Source organism: Pseudomonas sp. NPDC099000, from assembly GCF_044759925.1.
In the GTDB taxonomy this organism is placed as follows: Bacteria; Pseudomonadota; Gammaproteobacteria; order Pseudomonadales; family Pseudomonadaceae; genus Aquipseudomonas.
The window spans coordinates 102,761-124,145 of record NZ_JBIWAF010000004.1; the positions used below are offsets into that span (position 1 = coordinate 102,761).

General features: G+C 61.9%; 14 protein-coding genes. 12 read left to right on the top strand and 2 right to left on the bottom strand.

Annotated elements, in window-relative coordinates; translation table 11 throughout:
* The first annotated feature begins 169 nt into the window (after positions 1–169).
* From ACIQV9_RS07385 to ACIQV9_RS07435, 11 genes are read left to right on the top strand one after another with little or no spacing between them, the layout of a single operon-like run.
* Complete coding sequence (locus tag ACIQV9_RS07385; protein ID WP_403099755.1) at positions 170–1,543, top strand: SrfA family protein; 1,374 nt, start codon at positions 170–172, stop codon at positions 1,541–1,543.
* Positions 1,544–1,560: 17 nt separating this feature from the next.
* A complete protein-coding gene (locus tag ACIQV9_RS07390; protein WP_403099756.1) occupies positions 1,561–4,626 on the top strand; it encodes a virulence factor SrfB in 3,066 nt (1,021 codons plus the stop codon).
* Positions 4,623–7,334 (top strand): putative virulence factor, encoded by a 2,712-nt coding sequence (locus tag ACIQV9_RS07395; protein ID WP_403099758.1) that lies wholly within the window; start codon positions 4,623–4,625, stop codon positions 7,332–7,334. Before ACIQV9_RS07390 ends, ACIQV9_RS07395 begins: the two co-directional genes overlap by 4 nt.
* A gap of 3 nt (positions 7,335–7,337) precedes the next feature.
* A complete protein-coding gene (locus ACIQV9_RS07400) occupies positions 7,338–8,345 on the top strand; it encodes a hypothetical protein (protein ID WP_403099760.1) in 1,008 nt (335 codons plus the stop codon).
* Positions 8,345–10,336: a vWA domain-containing protein gene (locus ACIQV9_RS07405; RefSeq protein WP_403099762.1), complete on the top strand. Its 1,992-nt coding sequence runs from the start codon at positions 8,345–8,347 to the stop codon at positions 10,334–10,336. The genes ACIQV9_RS07400 and ACIQV9_RS07405 overlap by 1 nt, the downstream gene beginning before the upstream one ends.
* Positions 10,337–10,346: 10 nt before the next feature.
* Positions 10,347–11,048 carry an ABC transporter ATP-binding protein gene (locus tag ACIQV9_RS07410; protein ID WP_403099764.1) on the top strand — a complete coding sequence of 234 codons (702 nt, stop codon included), beginning with the start codon at positions 10,347–10,349 and terminating at the stop codon, positions 11,046–11,048.
* Complete coding sequence (locus tag ACIQV9_RS07415; protein WP_403099766.1) at positions 11,032–12,255, top strand: ABC transporter permease; 1,224 nt, start codon at positions 11,032–11,034, stop codon at positions 12,253–12,255. The genes ACIQV9_RS07410 and ACIQV9_RS07415 overlap by 17 nt, the downstream gene beginning before the upstream one ends.
* Positions 12,245–13,789 (top strand): formylglycine-generating enzyme family protein, encoded by a 1,545-nt coding sequence (locus ACIQV9_RS07420; RefSeq protein WP_403099768.1) that lies wholly within the window; start codon positions 12,245–12,247, stop codon positions 13,787–13,789. Before ACIQV9_RS07415 ends, ACIQV9_RS07420 begins: the two co-directional genes overlap by 11 nt.
* Positions 13,790–13,835: 46 nt before the next feature.
* Positions 13,836–14,567, top strand: coding sequence for a hypothetical protein (locus ACIQV9_RS07425; protein WP_403099769.1), 732 nt, complete (start codon positions 13,836–13,838; stop codon positions 14,565–14,567).
* A 4-nt stretch (positions 14,568–14,571) separates the two neighbouring features.
* A complete protein-coding gene (locus ACIQV9_RS07430) occupies positions 14,572–15,078 on the top strand; it encodes a hypothetical protein (protein ID WP_403099771.1) in 507 nt (168 codons plus the stop codon).
* Between the two features lie 57 nt (positions 15,079–15,135).
* Positions 15,136–16,572, top strand: a complete 1,437-nt coding sequence (locus ACIQV9_RS07435; protein ID WP_403099773.1) for a VWA domain-containing protein — start codon at positions 15,136–15,138, stop codon at positions 16,570–16,572.
* Positions 16,573–16,709: 137 nt separating this feature from the next.
* On the opposite strand, the gene ACIQV9_RS07440 is transcribed toward ACIQV9_RS07435, so the two are convergent.
* A complete protein-coding gene (locus ACIQV9_RS07440) occupies positions 16,710–18,686 on the bottom strand; it encodes a methyl-accepting chemotaxis protein (RefSeq protein WP_403099775.1) in 1,977 nt (658 codons plus the stop codon).
* 182 nt (positions 18,687–18,868) lie between these two features.
* Positions 18,869–19,789, bottom strand: a complete 921-nt coding sequence (locus ACIQV9_RS07445) for a LysR substrate-binding domain-containing protein (protein WP_403099777.1) — start codon at positions 19,787–19,789, stop codon at positions 18,869–18,871.
* Positions 19,790–19,947: 158 nt separating this feature from the next.
* Here ACIQV9_RS07445 and ACIQV9_RS07450 point away from each other — a divergent pair, with 158 nt between their 5' ends.
* Positions 19,948–21,342, top strand: a complete 1,395-nt coding sequence (locus ACIQV9_RS07450) for a NorM family multidrug efflux MATE transporter (RefSeq protein WP_403099779.1) — start codon at positions 19,948–19,950, stop codon at positions 21,340–21,342.
* The last annotated feature ends 43 nt before the right edge of the window (positions 21,343–21,385 follow it).

The following is a 21,385-nucleotide window of genomic DNA, read 5'->3' on the forward strand; positions in this document are numbered from 1 at the left end:
AAATTGACCTCATGCAACCTCCGCACGCTTACGCTAGTCTCATACGGTTTTGAACCTCCAGCAGATTGACGGCGACATCATTATGACATTAAGGTCGCCAGCTAATTGCAGGAGCAAGAACAGACACCTTTGTCTGTCATTTTTGCGCAACGGAACATACGGAGTTTGAATGCGCGGGGCACTATTACGCAGCGGTAAGAGCGGGTCATTCACAGCCCTGGGCGAAACAGGTCAACCGGTCTACCGGGCAGCCCTGCAATTGCGCGAAGCCATTCGCCGCAAGAACCCCGACATGGTCGATCACCTGGCCATTCCTCAAAGCGACGAACTCGGCAATCAGATCGATTGGTACAGCGGCCTCGACGGCGATGTGATCCCGTGGAGCAGCGCGACCGAAGAAGAACGCGCGCCGGCCCGTCGCCAACTTGAAGCCCTGAAGACTGCGCTTGATGAGTTGAGCCAGCGTTTCCTGGGCACGGATCCGGCCGAACAGCAGCAAGGTGACAAAGCCGTGTTCGGCAAGCTGCTCAAACGCGTCATTCATTTCCCTGACGAAAACTTCGTTTACCTGGTGCAAGGCAAACCGGTGCTGACCTTCTGGGGTTTCGAGCACGCCAATACCGGCAATCGCGATCCCCTGCACTGCCTTTATCAGGTTCCGCCTGTGTTCACGCTGCCACCCGTGGTCGAAGAACCGGTGGTAGCGCCCGTCGTGCCAGTGGTGGCTCGTCCGTGGTGGCGTCGCTGGTGGTGGCTGTTGCTGCTGCCGTTCCTGTTGCTGCTGTTGTGGCTGTTGCTCGGCCTGCGCGGGTGCGTGCCGATTCCGTTGGTGGCGGTGGACTTGCTGCCCGAGGGTATCGTGCCGGTGGAAAAACAGCTGGAAGAGCCACAACTGACCGGCAATGTCACAACGCTGAATGGTGTCCCCGTGACCGGAACGGTCGCAGGTTCCACCACAGGCACCGCCGTGACTGGCACCCATGGCGCGGAAGCGCCGGCCGTCGCCGGTAACGAAGCTGATGCCGCGACCGCTGATGTAACCCAAGACCCGGTCGCCGAATCCCCGACCGCGCCAACCACGCCACCCGAAGCCAAAACCGAGGCTCCGTCTGCCGTCACACCGCCCGACGCGCAAAAATCCGCCGCCGCAACCGCAACCACAAAACCGGGCCCGCCCCTGAGCATTCCGCCTGACGCCGCCGACGGCGCCGCCAAGTTCCTCGACGGTCAGTACCGCGCTGGTGCCGGCATTCAGGATCGCCGGACCGGCAAGCCGTTGCGTCTGGAATACCAGTTAAAAGACGGTAAAGGCGAAGTCACCGTGCACCAGGCCGACGGCTCGAAATGCAGCGGGCCGGTAAGCGCTACCATGAAGGGCGGCAGCCTCGCCATCGACAGCCAGGGCCAGGCCGTGTGCGGCGATGGCAGCACTTACGACATGCCCAAGGTCAACTGCCGCAAAGGGGCGACCACGGTCGCGGACTGCACCGGCGGTTACGGAAAAGATCAATTCCCCATGTCCATGCGGCAAATGGGCGAATAAGACTGGAATAACCCGACATGTTGCCTGAAGTCACCCAATTCGAAGACACCGTCACGCTCGTCAGTGACACCGGTATCCAGTTCATGGATTTCGCCCTGCGCCTGGATCCTCGCAAGGAACCGGCGGGCGAGTTCGCGCCGATGATCAGCGGGCTGATCTGCCGCCTGATGTACAACGAAGAGAAAGACTTCTACTTCTACGAGCCCGAACCGGAAAAGGTCGAGAAGGCCAAACCGGCGTTCAGCGTCGACATGAAAAGCAGCCTCGAGCTGCTGGACGGTGTCTGGCTGCCGACGCCGTTTTTCCGTTTCATGCCGCCACACCGCTTCGACGAAGGCCCGACCAACTGGTCGCGCATGCGCCTGGTGAAACTGGCGACGCCCGACATCGACGGCAACACTCATCGCCTGACCATGGCGTTCGACAGCCGCGTCATGCCCAAGCGTGACGGCACCGCTTACCTGGCGCCGAACGAAGAAGACATCAGCTCCGGCGTGTCCTTCAAACTGGCGACCAAGGCCAGCGAAACCCGTTGGTTCCTGGCCCAGCCATGGGTCAACGAATGGCTGCTGGAAGTGTTCAACGAGGGCAATGCCCATCGTTCGCGCGCAGAGCTGGACACCGACATCCGCGCCAACTATCACTTGGCGCACTACCTCAACCTGCTGAGCCTGTTGAGCACACCGTCCGCGGCAGCGCAGTCGACAGCCGGGCCGAAGGTGGAAATCCCTGAGCTGAAAGTGGTCGCCAACGACAGCAATGGCCTGGTCAAACCGATTCCGGTGGACCTGGTGCTGGACGTCGGCAACTCGCGCACCTGCGGCATCCTGATCGAGAACCACGGTCAGGCCGGCTCCGGGTTGAAGCAGAATTACGTGCTGGAACTGCGCGACCTGATCACCCCCGAACACACCTACAACCTGCCGTTCGAAAGTCGCGTCGAGTTTGCCCAGGCGTATTTCGGCAAGGACCACTGCTCGGTCAAGAGCGGCCGTCACGATGCGTTCCAGTGGGCCACGATTGCCCGCGTCGGCAACGAGGCAAGCCGTCTGGCCAGCCGTCGTCGCGGCACCGAAGGCTCCACTGGCCTGTCCAGCCCGAAACGATACCTGTGGGACGAAAACGCCTACGGTCACGGCTGGCGTTTCAACTGCTCCTACATCAAGACCGACAACGAGCCCTACGCCACCGCCGCGCCGTTCTCGCACCTGATCAATGAAACCGGCGAGGCACTTTACAGCCTCGAAGAAGACGATCGCCTGCCGGTGTTCATGCCGCGTTACTCGCGCAGCTCGCTGATGACCTTCATGCTCGCCGAAGTGCTGGCCCAGGCGCTGTCGCAGATCAACAGCCCGGCCCAGCGTTCGCGCCAGGGTCACACCCGCGTGCCGCGCCAGCTCAACAGCATCACCCTGACCGTGCCGCCGGGCATGCCCCAGGCCGAGCGCAGCATCCTCAACGAACGCATGCAGCAAGCCATCGGCCTGGTGTGGAAAAGCCTCGGCTGGCATGCCGGCGAGGAAGATCCGCATCAGGATCAGGCCGTCAGCCCGCGCACGCCGATCCCGAGCATCCGCGTGGAATGGGACGAAGCCTCCTGCGGCCAGTTGGTGTACCTGTACACCGAGGTCAACGAGAACTTCGCCGGTCACCCGGAAGAGTTTTTCGACACCATCGCCCGACCGGACAAGACCGACCGCGAACGCATCACCCTGGCGACCATCGACATCGGCGGTGGCACCACCGACCTGGTGATCACCGACTATCGCCTCGACCGCGCCGGCAACACCGGCAGCGGCAGCAACGTGCACATCGTGCCCGAGCAGCGTTTTCGCGATGGCTTTAAAGTGGCCGGCGACGACATCCTGCTGGACGTGATTCAGGACTTCATCCTGCCGAGCTTCGAGAAAGCCTTGCAGAATGCCGGTGTGAAAGCCCCGGATTCGCTGATGTCGCGGTTGTGCGGCGATGAATCGGTCAGCGCCCAGGACATGATCCTGCGCCAGCAATTGAACCTGCAGGTGTTCGCGCCGCTGGGCCTGGCGCTGCTCAAGGCTTACGAGCATTACGACCCGCAAGTCCCACAGGAAGTCAGCCCGCAAAGCTACCGCCAGTTGCTGGGCGACAACGCGATCAGCCAGACCGTGCTCGACTACGTCAACGCCGCCGTGCGTCGCGACGTCGGGGGCCAGAGCGGTTTCGACCTGTACGAAGCGCTGATCGGCTTCGACCTGCAAAAGCTCCACGCCGCGTTCCTCAATGATCAGATCAACATCACCAAGATCCTCGGCGCGCTCTGTGAAGTAGTCGCGCATTACCCGTGCGACGTCCTGCTGCTGACTGGCCGCCCTTCGCGTCTGCCGGGCATCCAGGCGTTCATTCGCAAGGTGCTGCCGCTGCCACCGGGGCGCATTCTGGCGCTGCAAAACTACCGCACCGGCGGCTGGTACCCGTTCCACAAGAACGGCCGCATCGACGACCCGAAAAGTACCGCTTCGGTGGGCGCCATGCTGTGCCTGTTGTGCGCCAACCACAGCGTGCCGAACTTTTACTTCCGCTCTTCGGCGCTCAAGCCGTATTCGACGGTCAAGCACATCGGCGTCATCGACCTGAACAACGTGATCAAGGATGCCGACGTGCTGTACCGCGACATCCAGTCCGAAGACTACAAAATCAAGTTGCCGGAAATCGGCACGGGCGATGACGCCGATACGCCGCAACTGGAAATGCGCGGCGACCTGCGCCTCGGCTTCCGCCAGTTGGCTGCCGATCGCTGGGCCGCCTCGCCGCTTTACACCTTGCGGTTCACCAAGGCCGGCCGGGAGAAGTTCTCCCGGGCGATTGGGGAAAACGGCAGTGCGCCGCTGCTCAAGGTACGCTTCGAAGTCAAAGCGGCCGACAAGTACACGCGCAAGCAGGATCTGGTCAGCGACCGCCTCTCGGTTCGCGACATCGAATCCAACTGTAACAACGTCAACTTCAACCCGCGCAGCGACCTCGAACTGGAACTCAACACCATGCTCGACGCCGGCCTGAGCGAGACCAAGTACTGGCTCGACAGTGGAAGTGTGAAACGCAAATGAATGACCTGACCCCCGAACAAACTCAGCTTTCAGCCCGTTGGGCCGCTGTTTATGAAGGCGCCGGTCAGGCGCTGGACTGGATTGGCCAGACGCGCGGCAACGCGCCACGGCTGGACAGCGAAGCCGACAACCTGAACATCCGCCTGCACCGCGCCCGTAACCTGGCTCACAGCCTCGGTCGCGTGGCCTGCACGCCGATGACCATTGGCTTTTTCGGCTTGTCCCAGGCCGGCAAGTCCTACCTGATTTCGGCGCTGGCGGCCGGTCAGAACGGCAAGCTGGAAACCGATTTCGGTGGCCAGCGCCTGGACTTCATCAAGCACATCAACCCGGTGGGTGGCGGCAAGGAAGCCACCGGCCTGGTGACGCGCTTTAGCCGCCGCGCCACGCCGAGCCAGGATCCACAATTCCCGGTGGAGCTGACGCTGTTCAAGGAAATCGAGCTGGCGAAGATTCTCGCCAACTCGTGGTTCAAGGACTTCGACCTTGAGCGAATCTCCTACGAGATCGACGAAGAGCGCATCCAGCGCGTGCTGAAACCGTTTGAAGGGCGCGAGACCGGGCCAATGCAGCCAGGCGTCAGCGCCGACGACTTGGTGTCGCTGTGGGATTACCTGCGCGACAACTTCCGCAACTCGGTGAAGAAGCTTGAGCACCTGTATTGGCCGACGGCGTTGCAACTGGCGCCCCGCCTGAATTTCCAGGAACGTGCCGAGTTGTTCTCCATCCTTTGGGGTGAACAGGGCGAGCTGACGCGCGTGTACCAGCAACTGGCCGGTGCGCTGCACAAGCTCGGCCTGCCCGAGACCGTGTTCGCGCCATTGAAGGCCTTGGTGAGTTTCGAAAACGACACTTACAGCCAGCGCGACAGCATCATGAACGTCGACATCCTCGAACGCTTCGGCAGCCCGCGGGACTTGCCGATCGATGTGCGGCCTCAGGTCGACGGACGCCTGCAAAACAGTCAGGGCATCCCGGTCGCGCAACTGGCGGCACTGACTGCCGAAATGACCTTCAGCCTGATCGAAGCCCCGGCGGACGACATCGTCAACCAGGTCGATTTGCTGGACTTCCCCGGTTATCGCGGGCGCAAGAAGCTGCACGAGATCGCCAACTCCAGCGACCCGGAATCCGCCACCAAGGACAACTCCGTCTCGCAGTTGATTCTGCGCGGCAAGGTCGCCTACCTGTTCGAACGCTACACCGACAATCAGGAAATGAACGCGCTGGTGGTCTGCACCGGCTCGACCAAACAGAGCGACGTCAACGACGTCGGCCCGGTGCTCACGCGCTGGATCGAGAAGACCCAGGGCGCCGACGCGGCCGCTCGCAGCAAACGCGACACCGGCCTGATCTGGGCGCTGACCATGCTCGACCTGCGCATCACCAACTCCCTGAGCCTGACGCCTGATCAGTACGACGAGAGCTGGAACGGCATGGTCAAGCTGACCATGCTCGAGCGCTTCGGCAGCCTGAGCTGGATGAACGACTGGGCCGGCACGCCGTTCCAGAACACCTTCCTGGTGCGCAAACCGCGCATGGACGCGGCGTTCATCGTGCAAGACACCAGCGGCGCCGAAACCGGCCTCAACGCCAGTTACCAGGAGCGTGTCGACGCCCTGGGTGCAAGCTTCGCCAGCAACGAGCTGGTGTGCAAACACATCAATAATCCCGCCAACGCCTGGAAGGAAATGCTGCGCAACGATGACGGTGGCATCAGCCACTTCAGCGGCAGTTTCAAGGGCGTGGCCAATATCGAATTCAAATTGCAGCGCATCCGAGAGCAGTTGAGCGAATGCCTTGAAGGCCTGACCACGCATGGCCTGAGCACCTGGTATCACGCCGACGGTGATGGCGCCGCAGCCGCCAAGAAAGCCCAGGCGCAGATGATTCTGACCGGTCTGGGCCGTCGCCCGGCCGTGCTCGGCGAGCTCATCGATGAGCTCGACATGCCGAGCGAATCGGTGCGCGACCTGTACCTCAGCGGTGTGTACGAAACCGATGACGCGCCCGCCGCCAGCGATGAGCCGGCCGCGCCGACACCGAGCCAGAGCCTGTATGGCAACGACGCCGGCTTCGACTTTGATTTCGGCGACGACCTGAGCCACGAAGCGCCGGTCAGCAGTAAAACCAACGCCCCGGCGCCGGAACTGCAAAGCAACGAACACCGCTTCGCCAAAGCCGCGTTCAAGGCCTGGATTGCGCACTTGCGCGAGCTGACCACCCGGCAGAGCCTGCTCAACCTGTTGGGGCTGGAAAAGGCGTTGATCGAAGCCGTGGTCGACGAACTGATCACCGCCGGTTACCGCCAGGACTTGCCCGGCCAACTAAGCCGCGCGGTACTCAAGCGTGCGCAAAGCGGCGCGCGACGCGATCAACTGGTCGAGCGCCAGGTGCTGGAAGTGCAACGGGTGCTGCGCGATTTCGTGTCCTGGTTCGGCTACCTGCAAAAACCGGTCAACGAGCGCCCGAACAGCCGCGCCGGTGCCAAGGCGCCGTTGTTCTCGTTCTATACCGACATCGGTCCGGGACAAGTGCCAGTGTTGCCGCCGCAACCGGCGAACCAGGCGCAGCGGTATCTGGGCGACTGGCTCTCGGGCCTGGCCTACATCACGCAGGACAACGCCGGCCATGGTGCCGGTCGCGAAATCACCCCTGAACAGAATGAACGGCTGGGCCATGTGCTCACAGCCTTCACAGCGAGATAAGCAATGCCAATTCGTGTCGACCTGCTCGCCTTAGAACCCAACGTGCCTGGCCAGGCGTGCCTCACTGTGAAGAAATGGCAGGGAGGCGAAGAACAGCTGGAATTCTCCATTCAGCGTAACCAGGACGGTTTCTATCTCCAGGATCAGAAGGCCTGGAGCAACAATCCATTCTGGTTCAAGGTCTCGCGTTTCAGCGTTGCGGCCAGTGGTGAAGCCCTTGAAGCCCAGGTCGGCCCGGAAGTGGTCGATCCGCTGCTCGAAGGCGGCGCCAACTCGCAATTCCAGATCGAACTACGCGAACAGAGCCAAGGACACACCGACAAAGGCGTTGTCCGGCCGGGTATCGGGGTGCTGCCGTCCACGGCCGGTGGCCAGACGCGTTCGACTTATGGCGGTGCAGACTTGAGCACGCCGGCACCGGAAATTCCGGAGCTGCCGGAACTTGTCCTGTCCACCGCCGAGCCAGAAATCGAACTGGAATCGGTGCCCAACGAACCCGCCTACACCCCTCCTCCGCCCCCGGTGAAGAAAAGCAACAAAGGCCTCATCGGCCTGGCGCTTGTCGTGGTGTTGCTGCTGGCCGCAGCGGCCGGGTTCTGGCTCTACAAACGCACTCCGGCGCCTGTCCCGGCCATCGCTGCCGCCGCACCGGCCGGTGCCGACGCACAAGCCTGTACCCTCGACAGCATGAACAGCCTGCCCGAGCTGACTTTCGTCCAGACCTGCATCAAGGCCGCGCCCGACAGCGCCAAGTTGCTGGAGATCATCAACGAAGCCAAGGCCGGCAAGCACTGCGGCATCGCCCAGCGTCTGTACGCCAACCGGGCCCAGGCTGGTGACTCTTTGATTGCCAACGCCTATGCCCGCGAATACGACCCTAAATACCTGAAGGCCAGCGAGTGCTTCCCGGCCGCGGACAACGCCACCGCCGCCTACTGGTATGAAACGATCCTGACCCAGGACCCGAACAACGCCGAAGCCAAGCAGCGCTTCGAGGAGTTGCAGAAGTGATGCGTTCGCCCCTGAGTCGTTTCCTGCTGAGCAGCGCCGCGCTATTGGCGTTGTGCATCAGCCCGTTGTCCCAGGCTGAAGACAAACCGCTGATCCAGGCCGGTAAAAAAACCTTGTTCCAGCGCGTGCTGACCACCCCGGGCTGCAAAATCAGCCCGACGGCGGGTGGCGCGGCAGGCGATGAGCAACCGGTGTTCAGCCGTTTCTATGTGTACGAACGCGCGCAAGCGGCTAACGCCGAGTGGCTGAAAGTCGGCCCTGACAGTTATGGCAAAACCATTGGCTGGCTGCCCGCCAGCTGCACCACCGACTGGAAGATGCAGCTGACGCTGGCCTTCACCAACCCGGCCAACCGCGACCGACTGCTGTTCTTCAAGGACCGCGCCACCGTCGAAGGCATCCTCGATGCGCCGGACCCGGTAAGCAAAGTCGCGCCGCTGCGGGCCACGCTGAAAAAGGGCAAGCAAGCGCCCGGCGTGCTGGCCGAAGAACCTGAATACTTCGTCGACCTGCAAAAGCAGTTCTACCTGCTGCCGGTACTCAGCGGCGAAGAAGTGATGACCGAAGGCGGTTTCCGCACGCGTCTGCTCAACGTCGCATCGGTCAGTAAACCGGATGACAAGAACGCCAAGAGCAGTGCTGCCAACAGCGCGGCCGGCGGCAAGGAAGCCAAGGATAAAGCGGCCAACCAGCTGAAGGAATTCAGTGCGGCGGTGGTGTTTGTCATCGACTCGACGATCTCGATGGACCCCTACATCGACCGCACCCGCGAGGCGATCCGCAAGGTCTATCAACAGATCGAAGCACAGAACCTCGGCAAGCAGGTCAAGTTCGGTCTGGTGGCGTTCCGCTCCAACACCCAGGCGGTGCCGGGCCTGGAATACACCACCAAGATGTACGCCGACCCGACTCAGGTGAAGGACAGCTCCGACTTCCTCGCCAAAGTCGCCGACCTCAAGCAGGCCAAGGTCTCCAGCAGCAGTTTCGACGAAGACGCCTTTGCCGGTGTCATGGAAAGCATCGACAAGGTCGACTGGAGCCAGTTCGGCGCGCGCTACGTGGTGTTGATCACCGACGCGGGCGCCATCGAAGGCGACGACAAACTGTCGAAAACCGGTTTGAGCGCCTCGCAGGTTCGCCTCGAAGCGGCCAATCCGGGCGTAGCGATTTACACGCTGCACTTGAAAACTCCTGCCGGGATCAAGGACCACGCCAAGGCCGAAGCGCAGTACCAGAACCTGTCGACCTACCCGGGCACCAACACCTCGCTGTATTACCCGGTGAACGCGGGCGACATTCAGGAGTTCGGGCGCAAGGTGGATTCGCTGGCCACCGCGATCACTTCCCAGGTGAAAGCCGCCTACATGGGTGAAGACGCCATCGGTAGCGCGGTGAATGCCAAGCAGGACCCGGCCGAGAAGAAAATGCTCGAAGACGCGGCGCTGATCGGCCACGCCATGCAACTCGCCTATCTGGGCGAGAAGACCAACAGCAAGGCGCCGCCGGTGTTCAAGGCGTGGATCACCGACCGTGACCTGATCAAGCAGAACATCCCGACCACCGACGTGCGGGTGCTGCTGACCAAGTCCCAGCTCAGCGACTTGAGCGACGTGATGAAGAAGATTCTCGACGCGGCCAACGAAGGCCTGATCTCGCCGACGGAAATGTTCGAGCGTCTGCGCTCGGTCGCCGCCACCATGGGCGCCGACCCGAACCAGCTCAAGCAGAATGGCAACGCCAAACTGGCGGACATGGGCGTGCTCGGTGAGTACCTCGAAGACCTGCCGTATCAGAGCGAAGTGCTGAACCTGGACGAAGAAACCTGGAAGAGCTGGGATGGCCTGGCGCAGGAGAAATTCATCCGCACGCTCAATACCAAACTGCGGCACTACCAGCGTTACAACGCTGACGTCGACCGCTGGGTGGCTTTAGCCAAGGACAGTGATGCACGGGACAACGTGTACCCCGTGCCACTGGAAATGATGCCTTAACGAGACGCCGATGCTCGATATCAAGAACCTGCTGGTGCGCCGTGGTGAAGGCGCGCTGGCCCATCACGTGCGCCTGCCGCGCTTGCAGATCGGTGCCGGGGAAATCCTCGCCATCACCGGTGAGAGCGGCAGCGGCAAAAGCACGTTGCTCGAAGCCATCGGCCTGTTGCTGGCGCCGGTGGAACTCGAACGCTTTCGCTTGGGCGCAGCGCAGGATCAGGACATCGCGCAATTGCTTGCTACCGATGACCAACCGGCCTTGGCGGCGGTGCGTTCGCGGCACTTGGGGTTCATTTTGCAGAGCGGCGGCTTGCTGCCGTTTTTGAGCGTGCGCGACAACATCAGCCTGCCGCGCCGATTGCTCGGCATGCCGGTCAAGAGCGCGCATGTCGATCACGCGGTTGAAGTGTTGCGCCTGCAAGGCTTGCTGGATAAACAACCGCAGGCACTCTCGATCGGCGAACGCCAGCGCGTGGCCTGCGTGCGGGCGATTGCCCATGAACCGCTGCTGCTTTTGGCCGACGAGCCGACAGCGGCACTCGACCCGCACAGCGCCCGGCGCTTGTTCGAATTGCTGCTGAGCCTGGTATCCAACATGGGCCTGAGTGCCTTGGTGGTCTCCCATGACTGGGCCTTACTGAAGGATTTCGGCTTGCCGCGACTCGGCGCTATCAGCCATCAGGGAGAGACTCTGTTTGAACCGATGGACTGACCGACTGCACCTGTTGGGCTCATTGGCCCTGCAAGACCTCTGGCACGACCGCAAGGTGTCGTTGTGCATCGCCGCCTCGCTGGTGGCGGTGATCGCGCCGCTGTTGCTGCTGTTCGGCCTCAAGCACGGGGTGGTCAGCCAGTTGCAGGACGAACTGCTGCGTGACCCGCGCAACCTTGAAGTGAAGATGCTCAGCAACGGCAATTACGACAGCGCCTGGATCGAGCGTGTGCGCCAGCGTCCCGAGACCGGTTTTGCCCTCGGCCAGACCCGCTCGCTCAACACCCAGGCCGACTTGCTGATCGGTATGCAACGGTTTGTCGAAGGCGCGGAAATTATCGCCACCGAACCCGGTGATCCGCAGCTGAACCTGCCGCAACTCAACCCCATCGGCGACCAAGTGATCCTCAGCGCCCGCGCTGCGCAACGCTTGCAGGCCAAGGTCGGCGACCGCGTGCAACTGCGTGTGTTGCGCCGACTGGAAGGCGTCAACGAGCGCGGCGAGATGACGCTGACGGTGCTGGGGGTGCTCGACGGTGCGCGTTTCGGCCGCGCGGCCGGGTTCGTCGCCCCGCCGTTGTTGCTGGACCTGGAGCGCTTTCGCGACGGTTATCAGGTCAGCGCATTCGGCATCGAAACCGGCAAGCCGTTGGGCGATCTGCAACCGCTGTATGCCCGCGCCCGCCTCTATGCCCGCGACATCGATCAGGTCGCGCCGCTGGAACGCTGGCTCAACGAACAACACATCGAGACCTCGAGCCGACTGGCCGACATCGACAACGTCAAAGCCATCAACCATGTGCTGGGGCTGATCTTCGGGGTGATCGCCCTCGCGGCCTTGATCGGCTGTGTGGCGTCGATGGTCGGCGCGTTCCTGGCCAACATCGACCGCAAGCGCAAAAGCCTCGCGGTCCTGCGCCTGTTGGGTTTCAAGCGCACGGCGGTCGCCGGGTTCGTGGTCCTGCAAGCACTGGTGCTGAGCCTCGCTGGTTACCTCGGCGGATTGGGGTTTTACGCCGTCGGCAGCCATTTGTTCGACTACCTGCTCGGCAGCAGCCAGGCCACCGGCACCTTCGTTTGCCACATCACAATCTGGCACGGCCTCGCCGCCCTGCTCCTGACCTTTCTGGTCGCTGCGCTGGTGGCCGTGATCGGCGCGGTGCGGGCGATCAACATCCAACCTGCGGAGAGTCTGCGTGAGCTATAAACGTTTTGGCTTGCTGTTGCCCCTGAGCCTCGGCTACCTGCTCGACGCTTCGGCGGCGGGCTGGGAAGAGAAGTATTACAACCCGATGCCCGAGGCCAGCGACGTCGTGCTGCCAATGCCGTGCGAAGGATCGATGGTGTTTCGCAAGGTGTTCATTCCGGTCGCCGGGCCGCTCGACGACTACCCGATCAACATCGGTCAGGACGGCGCGGAATACGGCTACGTCGAACAGACCCGGCCGACGTTTATCGCAGGCAGTTTCACCGGTGCCAAGAACGACAAATCCCGCTACTACCTGATGGCCAAGTACGAGATGAGTCAGCTCCAATACGCCGCGCTGACCGAAGAAATCTGCCCCACTGCCGCCACCAAAATGCGCCTGCCGCAAGTGTCCTTGAGCTGGGTGCAAGCCGTCGAAGCGGCCGACAAATACAACCTGTGGCTGCGCAAAAACGCGGCCGGCAAATTGCCGAAAGAAGACGGCGCAATGGGTTTCCTGCGCCTGCCGACGGAAGTCGAGTGGGAGTTTGCGGCGCGCGGTGGCCTGGAAGTCGGCGCGGCGGAATTCCGCGATACGCGCTACCCGATGCCCGACGGCATCAACGCCTACGAGTGGTTCGCCGGGGCGCAATCGTCCAACGGCAAACTGCAATTGTCCGGCCTGCAAAAGCCCAATCCACTGGGCCTGCACGACATGCTCGGCAACGTCGACGAGATGATGTTTGAACCGTTTCGCCTGAACAAACTCGACCGCCAGCACGGTCAGGCCGGTGGCTATGTGGTACGCGGCGGCAACTACCTGACCGCTCAAGCCGACCTGCGTACCGGGTTGCGCAAGGAAGAGCCGTATTACAACGCCGAAGGCCAGGTAAAAAACAAAACCACCGGCCTGCGACTGGTGCTGGTCTCACCGACCCTCACCTCTCGCGAACGCGTCGCCAGCATCGAAAGCAGCTGGAAGAAACTCGGCACCGGCAGCAAGGAAACCGAGTCGGCCGATAAAGGCACCGTTCAGTCGCTGAACACCCTGGCCTCGGGCGTCGAAGACAAGGCGCTCAAGGAAAAGCTTCAGGCGTTGGAAAACCAATTGCGTGCCAGCAATCAGCAGCAGGAAGAAACCCGCGACCAGGCGATCCGCGCCAGCCTCAACCTCGGTGCGTTCCTGTGCACCAAGATGCTCGACGACGGCCAGTACGTGGACTTCCTGCAGAAGAACTACAAGCTCAACTGCGAATCCGCCGACAAAGACGCCAGTTGCGACATGCGCAAAGGCAAGCTCGATGAGCAGAAGGATCGCCTGCACAAACTCAGCCGTTACTACGCCAGCAGCCTGGTGGAATCGGCGACCTTGTACGGCCAGCCACTGCTGGAAGCGCAGGTCCCGGTAATGGAGGAAATCATCACCCGCAACAAACAGCTGCAAGAACTCAAACCCTATTTGCGCACCCACTGGGTCAATCAGAAGGCGTTCCTGCAAAAGCAGAAGATCGACACTGAAGCCTGGCTGACCAGCTGCAAAACCGTCACTCAATAACTCTCTCAATAACAACACGCCAACACCGTCACCTAGGAGTTTCACCATGTCGCGCAGCCTTTGGACTCGCTTCAAGTTACAGATCGCTTTCGTTGTCGCCGGCAGCCTGCTGCTGACCGGTTGCGCCAACACCGGCAGCTCGATGCTCGGTGGCAGCGAGGGTGCCGACCCGCGCCTGACCCAAGGCAATGACGCAGAGTTCTTCAGTAAGTCCGGCTACCAGGCCTGCGCCGTCGGCGCCGGTGTCGGCATCCTCGGTTGCGCGCTGTCCAACAGCAGCAACAAGGCGGTCTGCGCCATCGCTGCCGGGGTTACCGCGTGTGGCGTGGCCATGGGCGCGAACTACTACCTGGATCAACGTCGCACCGAATACGCCGACACCGCCACCCGTTTGGCGAAGATGAACAGCGATGTCGAGCAAGACACCCAGAACGTGATCGCCCGTACCGCGACCGCTCAGCAAGTCATCAATGATGACCAGGCGCAAATCGCCCAGATCAAAAAGGACATCGCCAACAAGAAAGTCGACAAGACCAAGGCCCAGGCGCAGATCGCCGAGATCGACCAGAACATCGCACGCCTGCGTAAAGACCTCGGCAACATGCGCACCAAAGTCACCGAGTACACCAAAGTGGCAGACGCCGAGCGTGCACAAGGCGCCGGCGCCGAAATCAAGCAGGTGGACATGAACATTATGAAAATGAACCAGAAAGTCGCCGCCCTGCAAAAGGAAGTCGACGGTCTGTACAACCAGCGCTCCGCGATCACCCTGGGCTAAGCACATGACTTTACGACAACTGGCGCTCCTCACCGCCGTCCTGGCCTTGAGCGGTTGCGCGACCAAGCCGGGCGAATGCGATGCGACCAATCGCGACAGCAGCATGCTGACCAAGATGAACTGCGACTACTCCGGTGGTTACAGCGATCAGGTCAAGCAGAAGGAACTGGCCCTGACCACGTCCCGTCAGGAAAACGCGATGTTCCGCCAGGTGTACGAGAACATTCAGGCCCAGCAGCTCAGCACCAAGACCGACCTGGCCAGCCAGCAGAAGTCCCAGGCGGCGCTGAACCAGTCGCTGAGCCAATTGCTGACCTCGCTCAAGGCCCGGCATGGCAATAAAAGTCAGGTGCAGAAGCAGATTGCCGGGCTTGAGCAGCAGCTCAAGGCCTCGCAGGCGGCGCCCGTGACCAAGGCCTCACCCGCTACGCTGGCCGCCAAGCAGGAACAACTGAAGGCGTTGCAGAAGAAAGTGAATCAGCTGCAATTCAGCCTCGGTTACGAAGAGTAACTTTTCACCCCGCAGGCCTGCCGATGGCGGCCTGCCCCCTTTTCAGGAATCGTCGTCATGCAGCGGGTCATCAGGGATGCGCAAGCCACACCAGAGGGGATGAGTGCGCTGCAAGCCAAAGTCGCCCTCATCCAGAAACACTTTCCGCCGACCGTCGCCAGCCTCTTCGCCATCCCGCGAATGGGCAGCGGTGACGTGCTGGAATGGTGGACCGAACTGGGTGGTCAACCCACGCCCTATGCCGACCTCAACGAGGACGCGCAACGACGTTTGCTGGAAACCTATGAAGTGCGTCAGACGTCCCTGGGACAGCTGGCGGACGAACTGCAAAAACGCGGTCAGCCCACGGTAGCGGATGACCTGCGCAGCCTGCTCGGCACCCCCGAGCTGGACAAACTCTACAGCCTCAACGGCGAACCGCTGGTGGTGCGCTGGAACCAGCGTCCGCCCAAACCGATCGTGCCACCCGTTGTTCCGGTGGTGCCGGTAGTGCCGCCGTCGCGTCGCGGCTGGTGGATCGCGGCGGCCTTGCTGGCGCTGCTGTTGCTGCTTCTGGCGCTCTGGGCTTATTGGTGGTTTATGCACCGCGAACCCGTCGTCGTGGTCCCACCTGTAGCGCCCGTGGTGACACCGGTCGAGAAACCGGTCGAGCCTGTTCCCGAGCCTGTCGTGGAACCCGAGCCGGTTCCAGAACCCGAACCGGAACCTGTGCCAGAACCTGTGCCAGAACCTGTGCCGGTGCCGGTGCCGGTGCCGGAACCCAAGCCAGTCCCACCGCCAAAACCGGTTGTGGCCGCACCGCCACCGGCCCCGACGCTGGACAACTTCGCCTGCCGCAAAAAAGCGCCAAACGCGGAGATCCCGCAATTCGTCGTGGTGCTCGACACCTCGGGCTCGATGGATTTGAACATCAAGTCCGTGAAAGCCGACGAAGACTGGTTCTTCGGCAATGAGCTCAACAAATACCTGGATGTGAACCGCACCACGCAGATTTTCGCCAAGCCTAGCCGCATGGACGTCGCCAAGGACTCGCTGGCCGGCATGATCAACGGGCTCGACCCGAAGATCGACACGCGCCTCATCACCTTCGCCGGCTGCGAAAGAACGCCGGACCAGGGCGTGTTCAAGTTTGGCGACCGTCAGCGGCTGATCAACGGGATTCGAGGCCTGGTCCCCAACGACGGCACACCGCTGGCCGACAGCCTGGCCCACGCAGCAAGCACCGTCGACGGGCGCAATAACGATGCCGTGATCGTGATGTTCGTCGACGGTGAGGACGGTTGTCAGAAAGACGTGTGCGCGGTCTCCCGCCAAATCGCCAGGGATCAACCGCGCCTGCGGGTCAACGTGGTGAAAATCGGTGCTGGTGGCCCTTCACGGTGCATCGCTGAAAACACCGGCGGCCGGGTTTACAGCAGCACCAATGCGGCGGAGCTGGGCAAGCAGTTGAAACTGGCGAGCAAGGAAGTGTCGAGCAATGCCAAGTGCGACTGATCGTCTGATCACAAATTGAGGTGAGCCCTTCGCGGGCAAGCCTCCCTCCTACAGGTTTTGTGTCGTTCCACTCTTTTGTGAACGACACAAAACCTGTAGGAGCGAGGCTTGCCCGCGAAGGCTATTTCAGAGGCGACTCAACGAAACCGGTCAACCTCTTGGCGTAAGTCCGCCGCCAGCTTCTCCAGCTCTTTAGCGGTCACGGCCAGGTTCGACACCACTTCCCGCTGCTCGCTGTTTGCCAGCGCAATGCTTTGCAGGTTGCTGCTGAGCAATGTCGCGGTGCTGCTCTGCTCCTGGGTCGCGGTGGTGATCGCCGCAAATTGCTGGCCAGCCGAACGGCTCTGCTCATCGATCCGCGCCAGGGCCGAGGCCACGTTGGCGTTGCGTGACAAACCTTCCTGCATCAGCACATTGCCCTGTTCCATGGTGCTGATGGCATTGCCGGTTTCCTGCTGGATGCTTTGGATCATCCCGGAAATTTCGTCAGTGGCCTGACGTGTACGCGAAGCCAGGTTACGCACCTCGTCGGCTACCACCGCAAAACCACGCCCTTGCTCACCGGCACGGGCCGCTTCAATGGCCGCGTTCAGCGCCAGCAGGTTGGTTTGATCGGCGATCGAGGTAATCACACCGACGATGCCGCCGATTTCCTGGGAACGCTGCCCCAAGGTATTGATCACTGTGGCGGTGCTGTTCAACGCGCCCGCGATTTGTTCCAGAGACGAGGAAGCCTCGTCCATCGATGTGCGACCGATCTGGGTTTGCTGTGCGTTTTCCTGGGCCAAACGCTGGGTGCTGCCCATGTTGTCGGCAATATTCAGCGAGGTCGCGCTGAACTCTTCCACGGCGCCGGCCATGCTGGTGATTTCGCCCGACTGCTGCTCCATCCCTTCATAGGCACCACCGGACAGGCCGGACAACGCCTGGGCACGGCTGTTGACCTCGCCCGAGGCCTTGCGAATGTGCTCGACCATGGTCGACAAGGCTTGGCTCATCTGGTTGAAGGCACGGGCCAGCTGACCGATTTCGTCGTTGCTCGACACGCTCAGGCGCACGCTCAAATCACCGGCGCCCAAAGCTTCTGCCTGACGCACCAGATCCCCCAGCGGCGCGAGTTTGCTGCGCAGCAGCCAGACTGCCGAACCCACCGCAATCAACATCGCCAGCAGACTGCCGATTGCCAACTGAATGCCGACACTCCAGGTCACGGCACTGATTTCGGCTTGCGGCATGCTCGCCACCACCGACCACGGGCCGCCGTCGAACGGCACGGCCACGCTGTAGAAGTCTTCGGACTTGTCGCTCCAGAAGTCACCCTTGCCCGGCGTTTTCGCCAGATCGACGATGGCCGGGACCGCTTGATCCAGCGCTTGCACGCCGGCAATCGGCACCAACCACTTCTTCTGCTCATCGAGCAACGCCAGCGAACCGGTCTGGCCGATACGGAAGCGTTTCAGATTCTCGAACTGCGCGTTTTGCGCGTCGGTGTAATCGAATCCTACGAACAGCACGGCTATCACCTTACCGCTGCTGTCGCGTACAGGCGTGTACTGAGTCATGTAGGAGCGGTCGAACAACAAGGCGCGACCGACATAGCTCTGCCCCGCCATCAAGCGCGAGTAGGCCGGGTTAGCGTGATCCAGCAAGGTGCCGATGGCACGGTTGCCATCCTGCTTGGTCAGGGAAGTACTGACCCGAACGAAGTCTTCGCCGCTGCGCACGAACACGGTCGCAACGCCCGCGGTCATTTGCTTGAACTCGTCCACTTCCTTGAAGTTGTTGTTCAACACTTCGCTGCCCAGGTGCAGACCCGGGGTCTGGGTACCGGCCACGGCCACCGGTTCGTCCGGGTGCACGCTCAGGCCCGCGCTGAAGCGCTTCTCGAACAACCCGGCCAGACGCTGAGTGCTTTCACGCAACGTGCCGTGAAAGGTACTCAACTGATCGGCCAGCAACCGGGCCTCACTGGCCAAGTGCTCTTCGCGGGTGGCGAGGTTGGCGGAATCCAGCGAACGCAGGGCGAATACGGTGCTGCCAGTGATGACAATCGCCAGTATCACGGCAAGCGCAAGACCAAGCTGTGAGGCGATCCGGGCACGTGGTTGAGACATGACAGCTCCTGGCCGAGCGACCGGATCATCCTGATCACGATGCGCACTCGGCAAAAATTCAAATGGGAATTGCGACGAACCTGAACGAAGGTTCCACCTGCAGATTTTCGGCGGCAAACCTGAATACTTGAGTAATTAGCGGGGATATGGCGCAAGGCCTCTATTGCAGAGGCTCTAACGATTCAGCTCAAGCGCTCGACATCCGGTAAATCCATGGTCCGGACCTCGCCTTGCAGGAAATCGCTGAGGCGGCGCAAACGTTCACCTCCCGGGCGGGTTTTCGGCCAGACGAGGTAATAATTCTCTCCGCTGGCGACAGCCGTCGGCCAGGGCAAACTCAGGCGACCCTGAGCGACATCCTCCGCCACCATCAGCAAATCGCCCATGGACACGCCGTAGCCCCGCGCAGCTGCAATCATGCCCAGCTCCAGCGTGTCGAACACCTGGCCACCCTTGAGCGATACATCATCGGCCAGCCCCATGCGCGCCAGCCATGTTCGCCAGTCGCGGCGGTCCGGCGTCGGGTGCAGCAGTTCGGTGCTCGCCAGACGCGCCACGTCCCACGGCTGATCCCTCAGCAGATTCGGTGCGCCCACTGGAATCAACTCCTCTGGAAACAACAGCGTCGCTTCCCAATCCGGCGGGAAATGCCCGTTGCTGAGGATCACGGCGCAGTCGAAGGGTTCGTGGTTGAAGTCCACGGTGTCGATGTCCATCCAGGCACTGGTCAATTGCACTTCGTTGCCCGGTTGCAAGTGCCGGAAGCGGCTGAGGCGCGCCAACAGCCAGCGCATGGTCAGCGTCGACGGGGCTTTCATGCGCAGGATGTCGTCTTCGGCACGCAAGGTGTTGCAGGCGCGTTCGAGCGCGGTAAAACCTTCACGAATGCCGGGCAGGATCAGCCGCGCCGACTCGGTCAGTTGCAGGTTGCGCCCGCTGCGGTGAAACAGTCGGCAGGCAAAATGCTCTTCGAGGGTACGAATGTGTCGGCTGACCGCGCTCTGGGTGATCGACAATTCTTCAGCGGCGCGAGTAAACGAGCTATGCCGCGCCGCCGCTTCGAATGCGCGCAGGGCATACAAGGGAGGAAGACGACGGGACATTCGGAAAGCTCCTATAGCGCGGTTACGCCACGTTAGCAGAAACTTGTCAGCATGAGTTTGACTCATGCCACCCATCCTTTTTATCCCTTTGTGAAAACCCCGCAGAGCGCCGAGAATCGGCTCTCTCCTGTTTACATTAAAATCGAGGCGTGATGACCATGCAGCATCCAGCACGTACCGAACTCTGGGCCATCCTGCGGCTGGCGGGGCCGTTGATTGCCTCGCAGTTGGCGCACATGCTGATGGTCCTCACCGACACCTTGATGATGGCGCGCCTGAGTCCGGAAGCGCTGGCCGGTGGTGGCCTGGGCGCGGCGACGTACTCGTTCGTGTCGATCTTCTGCATCGGCGTGATCGCGGCGGTCGGCACCTTGGTGGCGATCCGTCAGGGCGCGGGCGATATCGTCGGCGCCGCGCGACTGACCCAGGCCGGATTGTGGCTGGCGTGGTTGATGGCGCTGGTGGCCGGTCTGCTGCTGTGGAACCTCAAACCGGTGCTGCTGCTGTTTGGCCAGACCGAAACCAACGTCCAGGCCGCCGGACAGTTCCTGCTGATCCTGCCGTTCGCCCTGCCCGGCTACCTGAGCTTCATGGCCCTGCGTGGTTTCACCAGCGCCATCGGCCGAGCGACGCCGGTGATGGTCATCAGCCTCGGCGGCACCGTCGCCAACTTCCTGCTCAACTATGCGTTGATCACCGGGATGTTCGGCCTGCCGAAAATGGGCCTGGTGGGCATCGGCCTGGTCACGGCGATCGTCGCCAACCTGATGGCCGTGGCGCTGGCGCTGCATATCCGTCGGCATCCGGCTTACGACGCTTATCCGCTGCGCCAGGGGCTGTCGCGGCCGAACCGGCAGTACCTGAAAGAGCTGTGGCGCCTCGGCCTGCCCATCGGCGGCACCTACGCGGTGGAAGTCGGGTTGTTTGCGTTCGCCGCGCTGTGCATGGGCACCATGGGCAGTACGCAACTGGCGGCGCACCAGATCGCCCTGCAAATTGTTTCAGTGGCGTTCATGATTCCGGCGGGACTTTCCTACGCCATCACCATGCGCATCGGCCAGCATTACGGCGCCGGACAGTTGCTGTACGCGCGGCTGGCTGGTCGGGTCGGTATCGCCTTTGGCGCGGCGGCGATGCTGGGTTTTGCCATGGTCTTCTGGTTCCTGCCGAATCAGTTGATCGGCTTGTTCCTGGACCACAACGACCCGGCGTTTCGAGACGTCATCAATCTGGCCGTGAGCCTGCTGGCGGTGGCGGCGTGGTTCGAGCTGTTCGACGGCACACAAACCATCGCCATGGGCTGCATTCGCGGGCTCAAGGATGCCAAGACCACGTTCCTGGTCGGGCTCGGTTGCTACTGGCTGATCGGTGCGCCGGCGGCGTGGTGGATGGCGTTCAACTTGAACTGGGGGCCGACGGGCGTCTGGTGGGGATTGGCGCTGGGGTTGGCGTGCGCGGCGGTGAGCCTGACGCTGGCGTTTGAGTGGAAGATGAAGCGGATGATTCGGCGCGAGCCGGCGTCAGAGCGTTTCGAGATCGCCCAGACCGAGTGAGATCCCTGTAGGAGCGAGGCTTGCCCGCGAAGGCGGCGCATCA